The sequence below is a fragment of the Brevundimonas sp. genome (assembly GCF_041648055.1).
Lineage (GTDB): Bacteria > Pseudomonadota > Alphaproteobacteria > Caulobacterales > Caulobacteraceae > Brevundimonas.
Genome location: NZ_JBAZPS010000002.1, coordinates 147022 through 162313 on the forward strand (window position 1 = coordinate 147022; position 15292 = coordinate 162313).

Sequence of the window (15292 nt, forward strand, 5' to 3'; positions counted from 1 at the left end):
CGGAAGCGAGGGGCTCAGCGTTTCCTGAACCGCGCCGCCTCTGCGGCCATGCCCGCGCCCCAGGGTTCGGGCGTATCGTCATCAGGCTGGAACGGCAGTTCGCCCGCCACGCCGCGCATGGCCAAGGCCAGCGGCAGGGCGAACTGGTCCAGCATGCGCAGGGGCTTGCGCCGGTCGCTGGTCACGTCCCAGCCCTCGGCCTCGAACGCCTCGATACGGTCTTGCCCTTCCAGCCGGTCGATGCCGTCCCAGTCGGCGGGCAGGGCGATGGCCTCGGCCTCCTCTACGCTCAGGCCGAAGGCGGCACGGGCGCAGTCGTCAATGTCGGGAAACTCTGACCGATACGCCTCGTCGGCATAGCGTGGCTTCATCAGCGCCTTGAGCTCGAGGTCGTTGACGCCCGGCAGGTCGATCAATCGGCGCAAGGGAGCGGACATGGTCATTCTGATCCCATGAACCGGTCAGGTCGATATGGAAAGAGAAGGAATGGTGGACGCGACAGGGATTGAACCTGTGACCCCCTCGATGTCAACGAGGTGCTCTCCCGCTGAGCTACGCATCCGCCAAGACGGTTCCGAGGAAACCCCGGAACGGGAAGGAGGCGTCTATACCCCACCCTTCGCGCGGACCGCAAGGGCGAAACGCAGGCTGTTTGGCGCCGAATATCGGTCGCCCTGATGCGGCTTATGCGGCGGCGACCATCTTCTCGACCTCGCCGACCAGATCGCGCAGGTGGACGGGTTTGGACAGGACCTTGGCCTGGGGACTGGCTTGGGCGGCGGTCAGGGCGACGGCCGCGAATCCCGTGATGAACATGATGCGAATGCCGGGCTGTCGGGCGGCGGCGACGCGGGCCACCTCTATGCCGTCGGCCCCGGGCATGACGATGTCGGTCAGCAGCAGGTCCCACGGCCCCTGGTCCAGGGCGTCGATGGCGTCGTCGCCGTTTTCGCAGTCGACCACGGAATGGCCGGCCCGTTCCAGGGCGCGTGTCAGGAAGCCGCGCAGCGAACTGTCGTCCTCGGCCAGAAGAATACGCGCCATATGTGGATTTCGTCCTGTCGTTACAGCGGTGACGCTACGCCCGGAACGGTAAACCGGCCATGAAAATCACCGTTTGCGCGAGTGGTGAAGCTGTGGACGGAGCCTGTTTTCCTCACACCGAAACAGGATATGGCTCGACCATGGATCAGGGTGGCGACGAGCAGGCTGACGGCAAGGGAAGGGGCGCGCCTTATGTTGTTACGTCTGCCTCACGCCCTGGCCGGTTCGTCTTCGCTTCCCCGCATTCCGGCACACTCTACCCCGATGACATGGCGGCGTCGCCGCATCTGGACGAGGGGGGGCTACGCAGTGCCGAAGATGCGCTGATCGATCGGTTGATCGCCTCGGGGCCTTCGCAGGGGGTCGCGGTGATCGCGGCCACGGTGGGGCGGGCCTATCTGGACCTGAACCGTGATCCCGAAGAGCTGGATCCGGTGCTCATCGAGGGGGTGGCGGCCGGAGCGGCGACATTGCGCACTTCAGCCGGATACGGCGTAGTGGCCCGGCTGTCGGGGGACGGGTACCCGCTATATGATCGGACGCTATCGATGTCCGAGGTGGCGGGGCGGATCGATCGAGTCCATCGCCCCTATCATACGGCCCTGTCGGACCTGATGCAGGAGACATGGGCGCGTGAAGGTTTGGCTGTGCTGATCGACTGGCATTCGATGCCGTCGCGGGTGACACGGACAGGGGCTGGTGTGCGGGGCGTCGACGTCGTGCTGGGCGACCGGCATGGGACGGCGTGCGACCCGGCCCTGACGCGGCGGCTGAAGGCTCTGTTTGAGGGTCTGGGCTGGCGGGTGGCTCTGAACCATCCCTATGCAGGCGGCTGGACGACGCAGGTCTGGGGGCGACCGGCTGAGGGTTATCAGGCCATCCAGATTGAGCTGAACCGCGCGCTGTATCTGGACGAGGCGACGCGGCAGCCGGGGCCGGGGTGGTCACGGTGTGAAAAAGGGGTGTCGCGGGTCATCGCCGCCTTGCTGTCCGACGGCTGATCAACCCGAGTAGCAGACAGAAAAAAGGCCGCGCCCGAAGGCGCGGCTTGAAAAGTCTATAGGGAGGAAACGCCCAGGAAGGGCATGACGCCGAAGCGTCGAAAATCAAGCTAGTGTGCGGTGCACAATCCGTCAAGCGGGTATTTCGCACCTGCGGTAACGCTGTGTAACGGGGTGTTTGGCCTTCAGGAGATCGTCGTAACCGGTTTCAGCGGCAAGTTTCGCCTCCAGGGTGCCGCTGGTGCGAACGACCGACCGCTATTTGGGATCCAGCAGCCGTCGGGCGCTCCGCAAGGCCCTCGCCGCAGGTGATCCAGCCTGTCGCCAGACCAGAAGCCCGGTCGTCAGGGCCACACCCAGCGCCAGCCAGATCGGTCCGAACAGCCAGGCGGCCGCCGCCAGCGAGAAATAATAGCCGCGCACTCCCTGGCTGAAGGCCCCCAAGGCCGGATTCATCACGCCCGTCGCTGCCTCGCCCAAAGCCACGCGGTCCGCCTCGGTATGGGCTTCCGGTGCCGCTCCGATCAGGGCCAGGGCGTAGTTCAGCTGCCGGATCGACCAGATGAAATCCAGGAAACCGCGCGCCAGACAGACCAGCACCAGCGCCATCTTGGCTTCCATGAGTTTCAGCGGCACCTGTTCTGCTCCAACCACGGCAAAGCCTTGCAAGGCCGCCTCGCCGCCGAACAGAACGCTGGCGACCGCCGCGATCAGCAGCAGGTTGGTCGAGGCGAAGAAGCTGGCGGTGTTGATGGAGTTGCCCATCAGATGGCTGTCGATCAGCCGGACCTCGCGGTGGGTCATGGCCGTCATCCAGACACGGCGGATCACGGTCATGTCGTCGTTCAGCGAGCCGCTGCTGCGCGCCAGCAGGGTCAGGAACGGTCCGTAGCCCAGCCAGCACACGACAAAGAGCGACAGGGCCAGTCCATCCAGCAGGGTCATCGTCGTGCTCCTTCGGTCTGTCTCTTCCTGCAGTCAGCGGACGGTGGGGGCAAGGGTGCGGGGCCGCAATGCTTGCCTAGAAGCCATCCGGAGCCTATCACGCGCGCCTCCCCGTCTTGCAGTGCACAACAGTTGAGCCCGTCATGAACATCGACGCCATCCCCGTCGGCCCCAATCCCCCCTGGGACCTGAATGTCATTATCGAGATCCCGCAGGGTGGCCTGCCGGTGAAGTACGAGATGGACAAGGATAGCGGTGCCCTGTTCGTGGACCGCTTCCTGCACACGGCCATGTATTATCCGGGCAACTACGGCTTCGTGCCGCATACCCTGGCCGACGACGGCGACCCTTGCGACGTCATGGTGCTGAACCCTGCGCCGGTGGTGCCGGGCTGTGTCATCCGCTGCCGCCCGATCGGCGTGCTGATGATGGAAGACGAGGCCGGTGGCGACGACAAGATCCTGGCCGTGCCGGTCGACAAGCTGAACCCCTATTACACCGACATCGCCAGCTATCGTCAGCTGCCCGCCATCCTGGTCGAGCAGATCGAGCACTTCTTCACCCGCTACAAGGACCTGGAGAAGAACAAGTCGGTGACGGTCAAGGGCTGGGGCGACGCCGGCAAGGCCGCCGAACTGATCGCCGACGGCATGCGGGCCCACGATGCCAAGCAAAAGGCCGAGGGCAAGGCCGCCAACGCCGCCTGATAAGAAAAAGGGGTGAGGCCGCTGCGGCCTCGCCCCTTTTCAATTCTGACTTCCGCGCTCAAGCAGCGAGCCGCCGCGCGGCGAGCGCTAGCGCTCTTCCCTCACTAGAAAGGAAGAATGTTCCGCTGGCGGCTGTAGGCCATGCTGCCGACGTTGGCACCGGCGCGCAGGCCGACGCCCGTGCGGATCGGGGCCAGGACGATGCCGTCCGCGCGCTGATAGTTCACGCCAAGGCCCCCGATCAGATAGGCCGTACCTTCCACGCCGGGGTAACGGCGATAGATCATGTCGGGGTGGTACAGGCCGTAGACCAGGGTGAAGACCCGGCTGGCATTGCCGCCGATGTCCCAGCCGATCGAGATCCCCTGCCAGAAGACTTCCTGCGAAGCGGACAGGTCCTTCATGTGCAGGGCCCCACGTCCGTAGCGCAGGCCTATGGCGGCGGCCCCGGCGGCTTCCTCGCCCGCGATATAGGCTGTCGGACGGTCGCCGTTGTCGGCAAAGATGCGCTCGATCGCGCCGCCGATGGCCTCGGCGGCGATGCCCAGTTCGCGTGAACCGGCGGCGACCAGTTCGTCAGCCGTATAGGCCTGGGCGTTCTGGTCGGAGCGGATCGGATAGTTGGGGTCGGACGGCTGGCCGTTGTTGGTGGTGGCGCAGGCGGACAGGCCGACGGTTCCGGCGGTGGCGGCGAGGCCCGAGAGGATCAACTGGCGGCGATGCATGACTTTTGGCTCCGAAGGCGAGACGGTCCGCCCGACTGGCGCGGGCGCTGACGACACCGTCGCCGCTCTTTGAGTCAGCCTTGCGGCGGCAAGGTTAACGGAACCTTGCCGCGCGCCGGATTAGGCCCGCAGAACTGCGCCTGTCTTGGCCGCCGCCGCGACGATCTTCGCCGACAAGGCCTCGATTTCGGGCTCGGTCAGGGTGGCCTCGCGCGGCTGAATCATGACTTCCAGCCCGACCGAGGCATGGCCTTCGGCCACGCCCTGGCCGCGATACAGGTCGAAGACCCGCACATCAGTGATCAGGGCCTTGTCCGCCCCGGCCACGGCGCGGACCAGTTCTCCGGCTGCCTTGCCGTCCTCGACCACAAAGGCGAAGTCGCGGCTGAGCGGCATCAGGTTGGCCAGTTGGGCCGGACCGCGGGTCTTGGCTTTGGCCCCGCGTGGTTCGGGCACGGAATCCAGCACGATCTCGAACGCCAGCATGGGACCGTCTGCGTCCAGCGCCTTGAGCACGCGGGGGTGCAGGGCTCCGAACTCTGCGATCACGGTCTTGGGGCCCAGTTGCAGGCGTGCGGACCGGCCTGGATGCCACCAGTCGCGGTTCTGGCCCTGAACCAGCTGCAGCGAGGCGACGGGTGCGCCGAGCTGGCTCAGCAGGGCCATCAGATCACCCTTCAGGCCGAACAGAGCCTCTTCGCCGTTTCCGCTCCAGTGACGGGCGGCATGAGGCGCGATCAGGCCGGCGATGACGGTGCGCTGACCGGTCGGCTGATCGTCCAGATAGATGGGGCCAATCTCGAACAGGGCCGCATCGGCATGGCCGCGCGCAGCATTGCGGGCGGCCGCCTGGATCAGGTTGGGCAGGGCCGAGGGCCGCATGCAGTCGAGGTCCGCCGCGATGGGGTTCTCGACCAGCAGGCGGTCGTCACCGCCGCCGAACAGGGTCGCGGTCGACTGTTTGGTGAAGGACCAGGTGACGGCCTCGGCATAGCCCATGGCGGCCAAGGCGCGTCGTGCCAGCCGCACGCGGGCCTGACGCGGGTTCAGCACACCGCGCGACGGTGCGCCCTGATCGGGCAAGGGGGTTGAGGGCAGGGCACCGTAGCCCTCGATCCGCGCGACTTCCTCGATCAGGTCAGCCGCGCCTTCGACATCGCGCCGCCACGAGGGTGGGGTGACGGTCCAGGTCGAGCCACGTGCGATCTCGAAGCCCAAGGCACTCAGGATTTCAGCGATGCGGTCGTCGCTCAGGCTCAGACCCGTCAACCGCTCCACCCGCGCGGGATCGAAGGTGACGGGCGCGGGCAGGGCCGGGGCCTGTCCGGCGACGATGACGTCGGATGGCTCGCCCCCGCACAGGTCCAGGATCAGCCGCGTGGCCAGCTCCAGTCCCGGCACGACGGAGGCCGTGTCCACGCCGCGCGCGAACCGGTATTGGGCGTCGGAGCTGATGCTCAGGGTGCGGCCGGTCTGGGCCGTGGTGATCGGATCGAACCAGGCGCTCTCGAGGAAGACGTCGGTGGTGTCCTCGGAACAGCCGGTGCTCTCGCCGCCCATGACGCCGCCCAGGCCGATGGGGCGCTCGCCCGCTGCATCGGCGATGACGCACATGTCGATGCCAAGCGCATAGGTCTTACCGTCCAGGGCGATCAGATGTTCGGGCTCTCCCGTATCCGACGCGACCTGACCACCACGCACGACGATCTCGGACCCCACCAGCTTGGCCGCGTCATAGACATGCAGGGGCCGGGCGCGGTCGTAGGCGATCAGATTGGTCACATCGACCAGACGGTTGATCGAACGCAGGCCGATGGCGCTGAGGCGATGCTGCAGCCAGGCCGGCGACGGCCCGTTCTTCACGCCCCGGATCAGTCGCCCGGCGAAGACGGGGCACAGGTCAGGCGTCTCGATCCGGACGGTGATGGGGCAGGCAAAGCCGCCGCGCACTGTGGCGATCTCATAGTCGATCAGGGTGCCCATGCCGGTTGCGGCCAGGTCGCGCGCGATGCCGGCGACGCCCAGCCAGTCGGGGCGGTTGGGGGTGACCTCGAAATCAATGACCGGCTCGGCCCCGAAAACAGCGGCGGCGGGCGTGCCGACCTGAAGCTGGCCGGGCAGGTCCAGAATACCGTCGCTATCGCCGGGTTGTTCCAGTTCCGACGCGGAGCACAGCATGCCGTTGGAGACCACGCCCCGCACCGGCTTCTCGACCAGGGTGACGCCCAGCCCCGGGACATAGGCCCCGATGGGCGCATAGATGGTGGTCAGGCCCGCCCGCGCGTTGGGCGCACCGCAGACGATCTCCTTCATTCCGTCGACGGTCTCGACCTGACAGACGCGCAGCCGATCGGCATTGGGATGCTGTTCCGCCGAGACGATCTTCGCCACTGTGAACGGAGCAAGGGTCGCTATGGGATCGTGGACGTCCTCGACCTCCAGACCGGCCATGGTCATGGCTTCGGCCACCGTGGCGGCATCAGCCTCTGTGTTCAGGTGGGACTTCAGCCAGGAGAGGGTGAATTTCATATCTTTGGGGCGGTTCCGGAAACGAGAAGAAGCTGGTCCAGAATTTCGGACGGCCCGGTGAAGCCGACGTTGAGGAACTCGCAGCCGTCGAACAGGGTATCGCGGAAGGGGATGGTGCCCAAGGCTCGCTTGCCTTCTGCCCTGAGCACCAGGTTTCGCATGTCGCCGTCGGGATCGCCGAAGTTGCAGTCGTTGAAACGGACACCCATGGAGACCAGCATGATGGCCGGCCCCTGAAGGCGGCATCCGCGAAATGTGCGACCGACGATAACGCCCAGCCCCGGGCCGTTGTTGTCGACATGCAGGTCGAAGAGGTTCAGATCGACGTCTTCGAAAACCGTCGCGCGAAGGTCTGACGCGATGCGAATCTCACGGGTGATCGGCAGCCGGCTCATGACGACGCGCTCGCCTGACTGCGAATCCCGGATGCCATCTCATCCAGCAGCTGGTCCGAGCCGGTGAAGCCTACCTGCACGAAGCGGCAACGCACGAACCGGCAGTTCGAAACGCCGACCACGCCAGCCATCTTCACATCGCTGACAGGGCGATAAAGCAGTGCTTTCACGTCGGTCGTCGTGCCCATCGCGCAGCTATCGAAAAAGGTGCCGTTCATCACGGCCATGACTGCAGGGCCTTCGATCACACAATCCGTAAACGTCTTGTCCTTGATCGACATTTCACCCGCATTCCAGTGCTGGACTGCCAGCATAGGCAGCCATACCGCTTCCTTTTCAAAAGTAGTGCGGGCCACCAGAGCACGGCCGGCGGCCTCTTCGGCTGACATCGGGGTGGTTTGGTCGGTCATGATGTTCCTAGCTCAGGCCGGAGGCGGGATTGGGTGCGGAGAAGGCTGAGAAACCGTAGTGGGCCAGCCAGCGGGTGTCGGCGTCGAACATGGGGCGCAGGTCGGGAATGCCGTATTTCAGCATCGCCAGGCGATCCACGCCCATGCCGAAGGCAAAGCCTTGATACTCGTCAGGGTCGATGCCGCAGTTTTTCAGCACATTGGGGTGAACCATGCCGCAGCCCAGGATCTCCATCCAGCTGTCGCCGGTGTTCAGCTTCAGCTCCCCGCCCGAACGGTCGCAGCGGATGTCCATCTCGGCCGAGGGCTCGGTGAAGGGGAAGTGGTGCGGCCTGAACCGCGCGTCGACGTGATCAAGCTCGAAGAAGCGCGCGACGAAGGTTTCCAGCGTCCACTTCAGGTGGCCCATATGGATGTTCTTGTCGATCACCAGACCTTCGACCTGATGGAACATCGGCGTGTGGGTGGCGTCCGAGTCCTTACGGAACGTCCGGCCGGGGGCGATGATGCGGATCGGCGGCTGTTGCGACATCATTGTGCGCACCTGAACCGGGCTGGTGTGCGTCCTCAGCACCTTGCGTTCGCCGGTCTCCGGATCGGGCTTCAGGAAGAAGGTGTCATGCATTTCCCGCGCCGGGTGTTTGGGCGGGAAATTCAGGGCCGTGAAGTTGTGGAAATCGTCCTCGATGTCCGGACCTTCGGCGACGGCGAAGCCCATGTCGGCGAACAGGGCGATCATCTCGTCCATCACCTGCATGGTCGGATGGACGCTGCCGGCCCGGCGCGGCCGTGACGGCAGCGTCAGGTCGATGCGCTCCCTCAGAAGCCGGGCGTCCAACTCAGCGGCTTCCAGCTCGGCCTTACGGGCCGCCAGTCCGGCGGCGACACGGTCGCGCAGGCCATTGATCACAGGCCCCTGCTCGCGCCGCTCATCAGGACTCATGGCCCCCATGCCCTTGAGCAGGCCAGAGATGACGCCGGTCTTGCCCAGGGCCGAGATGCGGATGTCTTCGACGGCGGCGACGCTGTCGGCCGCACCAATGGCATTGATCAGGTCGAGTTCAAGTTGGGCGAGATCGGTCATTGTGAGTTTCGTCTAGCCGCTGGGGCTCAAAGCAAAAAGCCCCCCGGCGCGAACCGGGGGGCTTTTCAGCATCCGTTACCGGAAAATCAGGCGGCCTTCAGGGCGTCGCGGACCTTGTCGGCGATGGCCTTGAACGCGCCTTCGTCGGCAGCCATCGCGGCCAGGACCTTGCGGTCCAGCTCGATGCCGGCCTGGCCCAGGCCGTGGATGAACTGGCTGTAGGTGAAGCCTTCGATCCGGGCGGCGGCGTTGATGCGCTGGATCCAGAGGGCGCGGAAGTTGCGCTTCTTGGTGCGGCGGTCGCGATAGGCATATTGCCCGGCGCGGTCCACGGCGGCCTTGGCCGTGCGGATGGTGTTCTTGCGACGGCCCCGGAAGCCCTTGGCCTGTTCCAGAACCTTCTTGTGTTTGGCGTGGGACGTTACGCCCCTTTTGACGCGAGCCATTTTGTTTTTCCTTCGGAGACCCCTATCGCGCGCCGCGCGGCGGCTTGCTGCTTGAGGGGATCAGTTCAAATTCAATGCGGTGAAGTCAGATCGGTATGTGCTCTGCGCCTCAGGCGTAGGGCATGTAGGATTTGATCTTCTTGGCGTCGGCATCGGCCATGACCGAGGTGCCGCGGTTCTGGCGGATGTATTTGCTGTTGTGGCTGATCAAGCGGTGACGCTTGCCTGCTACGCCGGCCTTGACCTTGCCAGTCGCCGTGAATTTGAAGCGCTTCTTGGCGCCCGACTTCGTCTTCAGTTTGGGCATTTCAGTTCTCTTTAATGAGTGGGCTATCGCCTGTCGGCTACTTGAGCCCACAGGAATATCCCTGATTAAGAACCGCCCAGGCATGCCTGTTAGCCCGGCGGTTCGGTACGCGAAGGCGCGGTGTGTATGTGAACCGGGGCCACAAGGCAAGATGGTTCTTGTCGGCACACCCCCTGAACGCAAAACGCCCCGGACCAGCCGGGGCGTCTGAGCGATGCAATCGAGGCCTATTTAGGGGCCAGGATCATGATCATCTGGCGGCCTTCCATGCGCGGGGCATATTCGACCTTGGCGACTTCGTCGAAGTCTTCCTGGACCTTGTTCAGCAGCTTCATGCCCAGTTCGGGGTGAGCCATTTCGCGGCCACGGAAGCGCAGCGTCACCTTGACCTTGTCGCCCTCGTCGAAGAAGCGGTGCATGGCCTTGGCCTTCACCTCATAGTCGTGGGTGTCGATATTGGGCCGCAGCTTGATTTCCTTGAGCTCGACGACCTTCTGGCGCTTGCGGGCCTCGGCCTTCTTCTTCTGCTCCTGGAAACGGAATTTGCCGTAGTCGAGGATCTTCACCACCGGCGGTTCCGAGGTGGAAACGATCTGAACCAGGTCCATGCCCGCCTCTTCGGCGGCTTCCAGCGCGGCGGATGTGGGCATGACGCCCTGTTTCTCGCCGTTCTGATCGATCAGCAGAACGCGCGGCGCGCGGATATCCTGGTTCATGGGGGGGCCGTCCTTGACGGGCGGCTGGTTCATCGGACGGCGAATGGGCGTCGTTTCCTTGCGTGAATGGGGGTCGTGTGACGGCGAAGCGAAGGGCGCGACGGATCGCTCTCTTCACCCTACGGGCTTCTATATGACCGCGAACGCGCCATTTCACAAGGTTCGGCACGTGTATGGCCTAGCGAATGAAGTCGTCGTGCAGGGCCAGAACCGCCTGAAACACACGATCGACGCTGAGGTCCTCGATGGGAGCGAACTGACCGCGCGTCTCGTTGGAGGCGACCGTGCGGGTCTTGGGTCCCCACGGACCGTACAGCCACCATTCAGTCGGCCCGAACAGCCCTAGCGTCGGGCCGCCCAGCGCCGCCGATACATGCATCAGGCCGGAATCGTTGCCGACGAACAGGTCCGCCCGATCAATGGCGGCGGCCGAGGCCAGGATGTCTCCCTTGCCCACGAAGTCGATGCCGCGCGCTCCGGCAGCCTCCAGTGCGGGTGTCGCGGGTGGCCGGTCGCCCGGCCCGCCGACAGGCATGAAGCGCCAGCCATCGAAGCGTGGCTCAGCCTTCAGCCTTTCGACCAGTGCGCCCCAGCGGTCGGCGGGCCAGCTCTTGCCCGGCTGATGCGCGATCGGAGCGAGGGCGATGATGCGACCCGGTCCGGGGCCGGCAGACAGTTGAGGGTCGATGACGGCGGCAGCCTCAACCCGCGCCTGTTCGTCCAGCCAGATCTCGGGGTCCAGCGGCGCCGCCGACCCCATCAGGCGCGACACCATCTCGACCTTGCGCAGGCCCGTCTCCCAGGAGCGGTTGTAGACGATGCGACGCTTGGCCGGGACCAGATAGCTGAGTGCTGATCCACGGATGTCGATCACCAGGTCCCAGCGGGTGCCGACGACCTGTTTCCATAGATCGACCCAGTGTCCGGCCAGCTTCTTCTTGTCCAGGATGATCGTCCGCGTCACGCCCGGGGCCGAGCGAAAGAAGGGGGCGGGCGGGCGACCACAGGCGACGGTGATCTCGGCTCCTGGCATCTGGCGCAGAATCTCGCGGATGACGCCCGACGAAATTACGCAGTCGCCGATGCGGTTGGAGGTGACGAACAGAACCTGTGGCGCGGTAGACATGCGCCTGTGTTCCGTCATCGCGTAACGGGGTCAAGTCCGGCTTTGATCGACACCGAGTGACGAACCGCACAGGAGGCGGCAAAAGACACCATGAGCGACATCCAGACCTTGCATCGCCCCGACGGCGAAACCCTGGCCTTCAAGCGCGTCGATGGCTCGGGCCCGACCGTCCTCTGGATCGGCGGCTTCCGCTCTGACATGGAGGGGACCAAGGCCCTGGCCCTCGATGCGGCGGCGCGCGAGCGGGGCTGGAACTTCGTCCGCTACGACCACTTCGCCCACGGCCAGTCATCCGGCGATTGGCGTCAGGCCACCATAGGCCGCTGGCGCGAGGATGCGATCGCTCTGATTGACAGTCTTGAAGGGCCGGTCATCCCGGTGGGCTCGTCCATGGGCGGCTGGATCGCCTTGCTGGCCGCACTGGCTCGGCCGGCGCGGATCAAGGCTCTGATCCTGATCAATCCGGCTCAGGACTTTACCGAGCGCCTGATGTGGCCCGGCCTTGCCGATCATGAACGTCAAACCATTCTGCGCGATGGCGAGACAACCATAGTCGAGGACGGGCTGGGTGAATACGTCCTGACCCGCACCATGTTCGAGGAGGCGCGTGACTGGCTGTTGCTGGACGGCATCATCCCTGTAGCGGCCCCGATTCATATCCTTCAGGGGCGCGACGATACGACTGTTCCTTGGAGGCATCAGGTAGAGCTGATCGCGCGTCTGTCCGGTGGCGACGTGTCTCTGGACCTCATCACCGGCGGCGATCACCGTCTGTCGTCACAGGTAGATCTGAGGAGGATGGTCGAAACGGTTGCGCGGAACCGCTGATCGGCGTTCACATTCCTTATTCAGACCAAAGGAAACATGACCCATGCGTATCGCCCTGGCTTCCACCGCGCTGGCCCTGTCATTGGCCGCTTGCGCCTCGTCTCCCGGACAGGACCGCTACACCAGTGAGTTCAACCGGCTTTCCGCCGACTGTGAGGCGCGAGGCGGCATTCTCGCACCCATTGGACGGCAGACCGGTCGTCCGGAGACTGACAATGTCTGTGAACTCCGCAACGGCGGCGGGCGGATCCCGAACCGTTAGACGGCTCTAGAGGAGGGCGCTGATCGCAGCCCTTGCCGCATCGCCCAGATCGGGGCGTTTCAGCGCGAGGGCGACATTGGCTCGCAACAGTCCGATCTTGTCGCCGCAGTCGTGGGTGATCCCCTCGTATTCGACCGCCGTGAAAGTCTGGTCCTTCATGAGCCGGGCCATGCCGTCGGTCAGCTGGATTTCGCCGCCTGCACCACGTGGCTGGTTTTCCAGTATGCCGAATATCTCCGGCTGCAGGATGTAGCGCCCGGATATGGAAAGGTTGGACGGTGCTTCGCCTCGTGGCGGCTTTTCGACCATGCCCTTCATGCGGATGTGAGCGCCGTTGCGCCCCTCGGGCCCGTCCAGGGGATCGACGATTCCGTATTTGTGGGTCTCGCTCTCGGGCACGGCCTCGACGCCGATGACATTGCCGCCCACCTGGGCATAGACCTCGGCAAGCTGCTTCAGCGCTCCTGGCTGCGAATCCACGATGACATCGGGCAGCAACACGGCAAAAGGCTCGTCACCGATGATATCGCGGGCGCACCAGACGGCGTGGCCCAAGCCCAGGGGCTGCATCTGGCGGGTGAAGCTCATCTCGCCGGCGGTCGCCAGCTCGGCGATCATGGCCTCCAGAATCTCGGTCTTGCCCTTGGCCAGCAGCTGGGCCTCCAGTTCGATCTGGTGATCGAAATAGTCCTCGATCGCCCCCTTCGATCGCCCCGTAACGAAGACGATGTGCTCGATCCCGGCCTCGCGTGCCTCCTCCACGATGTAACTCAGGATCGGCCTGTCGACGACGTTCAGCAGCTCCTTGGGCGTTGTCTTGGTCCCGGGCAGGACGCGTGTGCCCAGGCCCGCGACGGGCAGGACGGCCTTGCGGAGACGGCGGGAATGGTCGGTCATGGATGTTCCTGAGAAACGGCTCGAAGCAGCCTAACGCATTCGCAGCCAGTTGCGATCACTCAACTGTCACGGACTTGGCCAGGTTGCGCGGCTGGTCCACGTCCGTGCCTTTCTGGACGGCCGTATAATAGGCCAGCAACTGCACCGGCACGGCATAGACCAGCGGGGCGATCAGGGGGTGACAGTCGGGAGCGTCGACGCGGCGAATTCCGGTGCCGTGCAGGTCGGGCGCAGACTTGGGCGCGATCATGATGACCGGACCACCACGTGCCGCAATTTCCTGCAGATTGGAGGCTGTCTTTTCGAACACATCGTCCAGCGGTGCCAAGGCGACGGTGGGGGTCTCCTCGTCGATCAGGGCGATGGGGCCGTGCTTCAACTCGCCCGCGGCATAGCCCTCGGCATGGATATAGCTGATCTCCTTCAGCTTCAGCGCCCCTTCCATGGCCAGGGGGAACATCGCCCCGCGACCCAGAAACAGCACGTCGGTCGCCCGGGCCAGATCATGGGCCACGGCCTTCAGCGCATCCTCCATCAGCATGGCTTCGGCAATCAGGCGTGGGGCCTCGAACAGAGCCTTGACCAGCTCGGTCTCGCGGGTCGCGTCGATGGTGCCGCGCTGGACCCCCGCCGCCACGGCAAGGGCCAGCAGGGCCGCGACCTGGGCGGTGAAGGCCTTGGTGGAGGCGACGCCAATCTCGGGGCCCGCATGCGTGGGCCACAGATGATCGGCTTCGCGGGCCATCGATGACGAGTGCACATTGACCAGGGCGGCGGTCTTCAGTCCCTTGGCTTTGCACCAGGACAGGCTGGCCAGGGTGTCGGCGGTTTCGCCCGACTGGCTGACGGCGACGGCCAGGGTGCCCTTGGACAGGGCCGGGCTGCGATACCGGAACTCCGACGCGATCTCGACGTCGCAGGGCAGGCCGGCCAGCTTCTCGAACGCATAACGACCGATCTGACCCGCATAGAAGGCGGTGCCGCAGGCCACGATCTGGATGCGGTCTACAGCGGCGAAATCGGTGTCGCCGGACTTGGCCTTGGCGTTCACGAAGTCGAGGTAGTGGCTCAGCGTGTGCTGGACGCTGTCGGGCTGTTCATGGATTTCCTTCTCCATGAAGTGCCGATACTCGCCCTTCTCGACCAGGGCCGAGGAGGCGGAAACCGTGACGATCGGGCGCTCGGCAGGCTGGCCCGACACGTCGAACATGCGCGCGCCGTCGCGGTTCAGGGCGACGAAATCGCCTTCGTCCAGATAGCTGATCTTCTGGGTAAACGGCCCCACCGCCAGGGCGTCGGAACCCAGATACATCTCGCCTTCGCCCCAGCCGACGACCAGCGGGCTGCCGCGTCGCGCGCCAAGTATAAGCCCGTCCTCGCCCTCGATCAGCACGGCCAGGGCATAGGCTCCGGTCAGGCGGTCCAGCACGGACTTGAAGGCCACCAGCGGATCATTGCCCTTGGTCAGTTCTCGATCCAGAAGATGGGCGACCACCTCGGTGTCGGTCTGGCTTTCGAAGACGTGACCTTCTGAGGCCAGATCGGCCTTCAGTTCGGCGAAGTTCTCGATGATGCCGTTGTGAACCAGTACGACCCGCCCCGCCTTGTGCGGATGGGCGTTGGCGGTGGTCGGCGCGCCGTGGGTGGCCCAGCGGGTATGACCGATCCCGACGGTGGCCTCCAGCGGCTCGGCGGCCAGCACCGCTTCCAGCTCGCGAATCTTGCCCTTGGCGCGGCGGCGCTCGATGCGACCCTCCACGAGGGCCGCAACCCCGGCGGAGTCATAGCCCCGGTATTCCAGCCGCTTCAGGCTGTCGATCAGACGGGGAACCGCCGGGCCGGTCCCGGTCACGCCGATGATGCCGCACAT

18 protein-coding genes and 1 tRNA gene are annotated in these 15292 nt (G+C 65.0%); 4 read left to right on the plus strand and 15 right to left on the minus strand.

Annotated features, from left to right (window positions below):
- Nucleotides 1–14 precede the first annotated feature (14 nt).
- From WC585_RS07015 to cpdR, 3 genes are all read right to left on the minus strand, one after another.
- On the minus strand, nucleotides 15–443 hold the full coding sequence (locus tag WC585_RS07015; RefSeq protein WP_373256954.1) for a hypothetical protein: 429 nt from the start codon (nucleotides 441–443) through the stop codon (nucleotides 15–17).
- 44 nt (nucleotides 444–487) lie between these two features.
- Nucleotides 488–562, minus strand: a tRNA-Val gene (locus WC585_RS07020).
- A gap of 122 nt (nucleotides 563–684) precedes the next feature.
- Nucleotides 685–1044, minus strand: a complete 360-nt coding sequence (gene cpdR / locus WC585_RS07025; protein WP_296170203.1) for a cell cycle two-component system response regulator CpdR — start codon at nucleotides 1042–1044, stop codon at nucleotides 685–687.
- Between the two features lie 59 nt (nucleotides 1045–1103).
- Between cpdR and WC585_RS07030 the strand changes: the two genes are divergently transcribed.
- Entirely contained in the window at nucleotides 1104–2045 is a 942-nt protein-coding gene (locus WC585_RS07030) for an N-formylglutamate amidohydrolase (RefSeq protein WP_373256955.1), read from the plus strand.
- 258 nt (nucleotides 2046–2303) lie between these two features.
- Here the strand turns inward: WC585_RS07030 and WC585_RS07035 are convergent, their stop codons facing one another.
- Nucleotides 2304–2990, minus strand: coding sequence for a DUF599 domain-containing protein (locus WC585_RS07035; protein ID WP_373256956.1), 687 nt, complete (start codon nucleotides 2988–2990; stop codon nucleotides 2304–2306).
- A 143-nt stretch (nucleotides 2991–3133) separates the two neighbouring features.
- On the opposite strand from WC585_RS07035, the gene ppa reads away from it, so the two are divergent.
- The gene (gene ppa / locus WC585_RS07040; RefSeq protein ID WP_373256957.1) at nucleotides 3134–3697 is read left to right on the plus strand and encodes an inorganic diphosphatase; all 564 of its coding nucleotides are present in this window, start codon (nucleotides 3134–3136) and stop codon (nucleotides 3695–3697) included.
- Between the two features lie 104 nt (nucleotides 3698–3801).
- On the opposite strand, the gene WC585_RS07045 is transcribed toward ppa, so the two are convergent.
- The 9 genes from WC585_RS07045 to WC585_RS07085 form a co-directional block, all read right to left on the minus strand.
- Complete coding sequence (locus WC585_RS07045) at nucleotides 3802–4422, minus strand: EipA family protein (protein ID WP_292173338.1); 621 nt, start codon at nucleotides 4420–4422, stop codon at nucleotides 3802–3804.
- Nucleotides 4423–4542: 120 nt separating this feature from the next.
- Entirely contained in the window at nucleotides 4543–6951 is a 2409-nt protein-coding gene (pheT, locus tag WC585_RS07050) for a phenylalanine--tRNA ligase subunit beta (protein ID WP_373256958.1), read from the minus strand.
- A complete protein-coding gene (locus WC585_RS07055) occupies nucleotides 6948–7346 on the minus strand; it encodes a hypothetical protein (RefSeq protein WP_373256959.1) in 399 nt (132 codons plus the stop codon). Before WC585_RS07055 ends, pheT begins: the two co-directional genes overlap by 4 nt.
- A complete protein-coding gene (locus WC585_RS07060; RefSeq protein WP_373256960.1) occupies nucleotides 7343–7756 on the minus strand; it encodes a hypothetical protein in 414 nt (137 codons plus the stop codon). Before WC585_RS07060 ends, WC585_RS07055 begins: the two co-directional genes overlap by 4 nt.
- Before the next feature lie 7 nt (nucleotides 7757–7763).
- Nucleotides 7764–8840 (minus strand): phenylalanine--tRNA ligase subunit alpha, encoded by a 1077-nt coding sequence (gene pheS, locus WC585_RS07065; protein WP_373256961.1) that lies wholly within the window; start codon nucleotides 8838–8840, stop codon nucleotides 7764–7766.
- Between the two features lie 86 nt (nucleotides 8841–8926).
- On the minus strand, nucleotides 8927–9286 hold the full coding sequence (gene rplT / locus WC585_RS07070) for a 50S ribosomal protein L20 (RefSeq protein ID WP_292173351.1): 360 nt from the start codon (nucleotides 9284–9286) through the stop codon (nucleotides 8927–8929).
- A 109-nt stretch (nucleotides 9287–9395) separates the two neighbouring features.
- The gene (rpmI, locus tag WC585_RS07075) at nucleotides 9396–9593 is read right to left on the minus strand and encodes a 50S ribosomal protein L35 (protein WP_003166435.1); all 198 of its coding nucleotides are present in this window, start codon (nucleotides 9591–9593) and stop codon (nucleotides 9396–9398) included.
- A gap of 227 nt (nucleotides 9594–9820) precedes the next feature.
- Nucleotides 9821–10342: a translation initiation factor IF-3 gene (gene infC / locus WC585_RS07080; RefSeq protein ID WP_373256962.1), complete on the minus strand. Its 522-nt coding sequence runs from the start codon at nucleotides 10340–10342 to the stop codon at nucleotides 9821–9823.
- Nucleotides 10343–10487: 145 nt separating this feature from the next.
- Nucleotides 10488–11435 (minus strand): glycosyltransferase family 9 protein, encoded by a 948-nt coding sequence (locus WC585_RS07085; protein WP_373256963.1) that lies wholly within the window; start codon nucleotides 11433–11435, stop codon nucleotides 10488–10490.
- 90 nt (nucleotides 11436–11525) lie between these two features.
- Here WC585_RS07085 and WC585_RS07090 point away from each other — a divergent pair, with 90 nt between their 5' ends.
- Nucleotides 11526–12263, plus strand: coding sequence for an alpha/beta fold hydrolase (locus tag WC585_RS07090; RefSeq protein WP_373256964.1), 738 nt, complete (start codon nucleotides 11526–11528; stop codon nucleotides 12261–12263).
- A 43-nt stretch (nucleotides 12264–12306) separates the two neighbouring features.
- Nucleotides 12307–12525 (plus strand): hypothetical protein, encoded by a 219-nt coding sequence (locus WC585_RS07095; RefSeq protein ID WP_373256965.1) that lies wholly within the window; start codon nucleotides 12307–12309, stop codon nucleotides 12523–12525.
- Between the two features lie 6 nt (nucleotides 12526–12531).
- Here the strand turns inward: WC585_RS07095 and WC585_RS07100 are convergent, their stop codons facing one another.
- Together WC585_RS07100 and glmS are read right to left on the minus strand one after the other, a co-directional pair.
- Nucleotides 12532–13422, minus strand: coding sequence for a UTP--glucose-1-phosphate uridylyltransferase (locus tag WC585_RS07100; protein ID WP_373256966.1), 891 nt, complete (start codon nucleotides 13420–13422; stop codon nucleotides 12532–12534).
- A 55-nt stretch (nucleotides 13423–13477) separates the two neighbouring features.
- Entirely contained in the window at nucleotides 13478–15292 is a 1815-nt protein-coding gene (glmS, locus tag WC585_RS07105) for a glutamine--fructose-6-phosphate transaminase (isomerizing) (protein ID WP_373256967.1), read from the minus strand.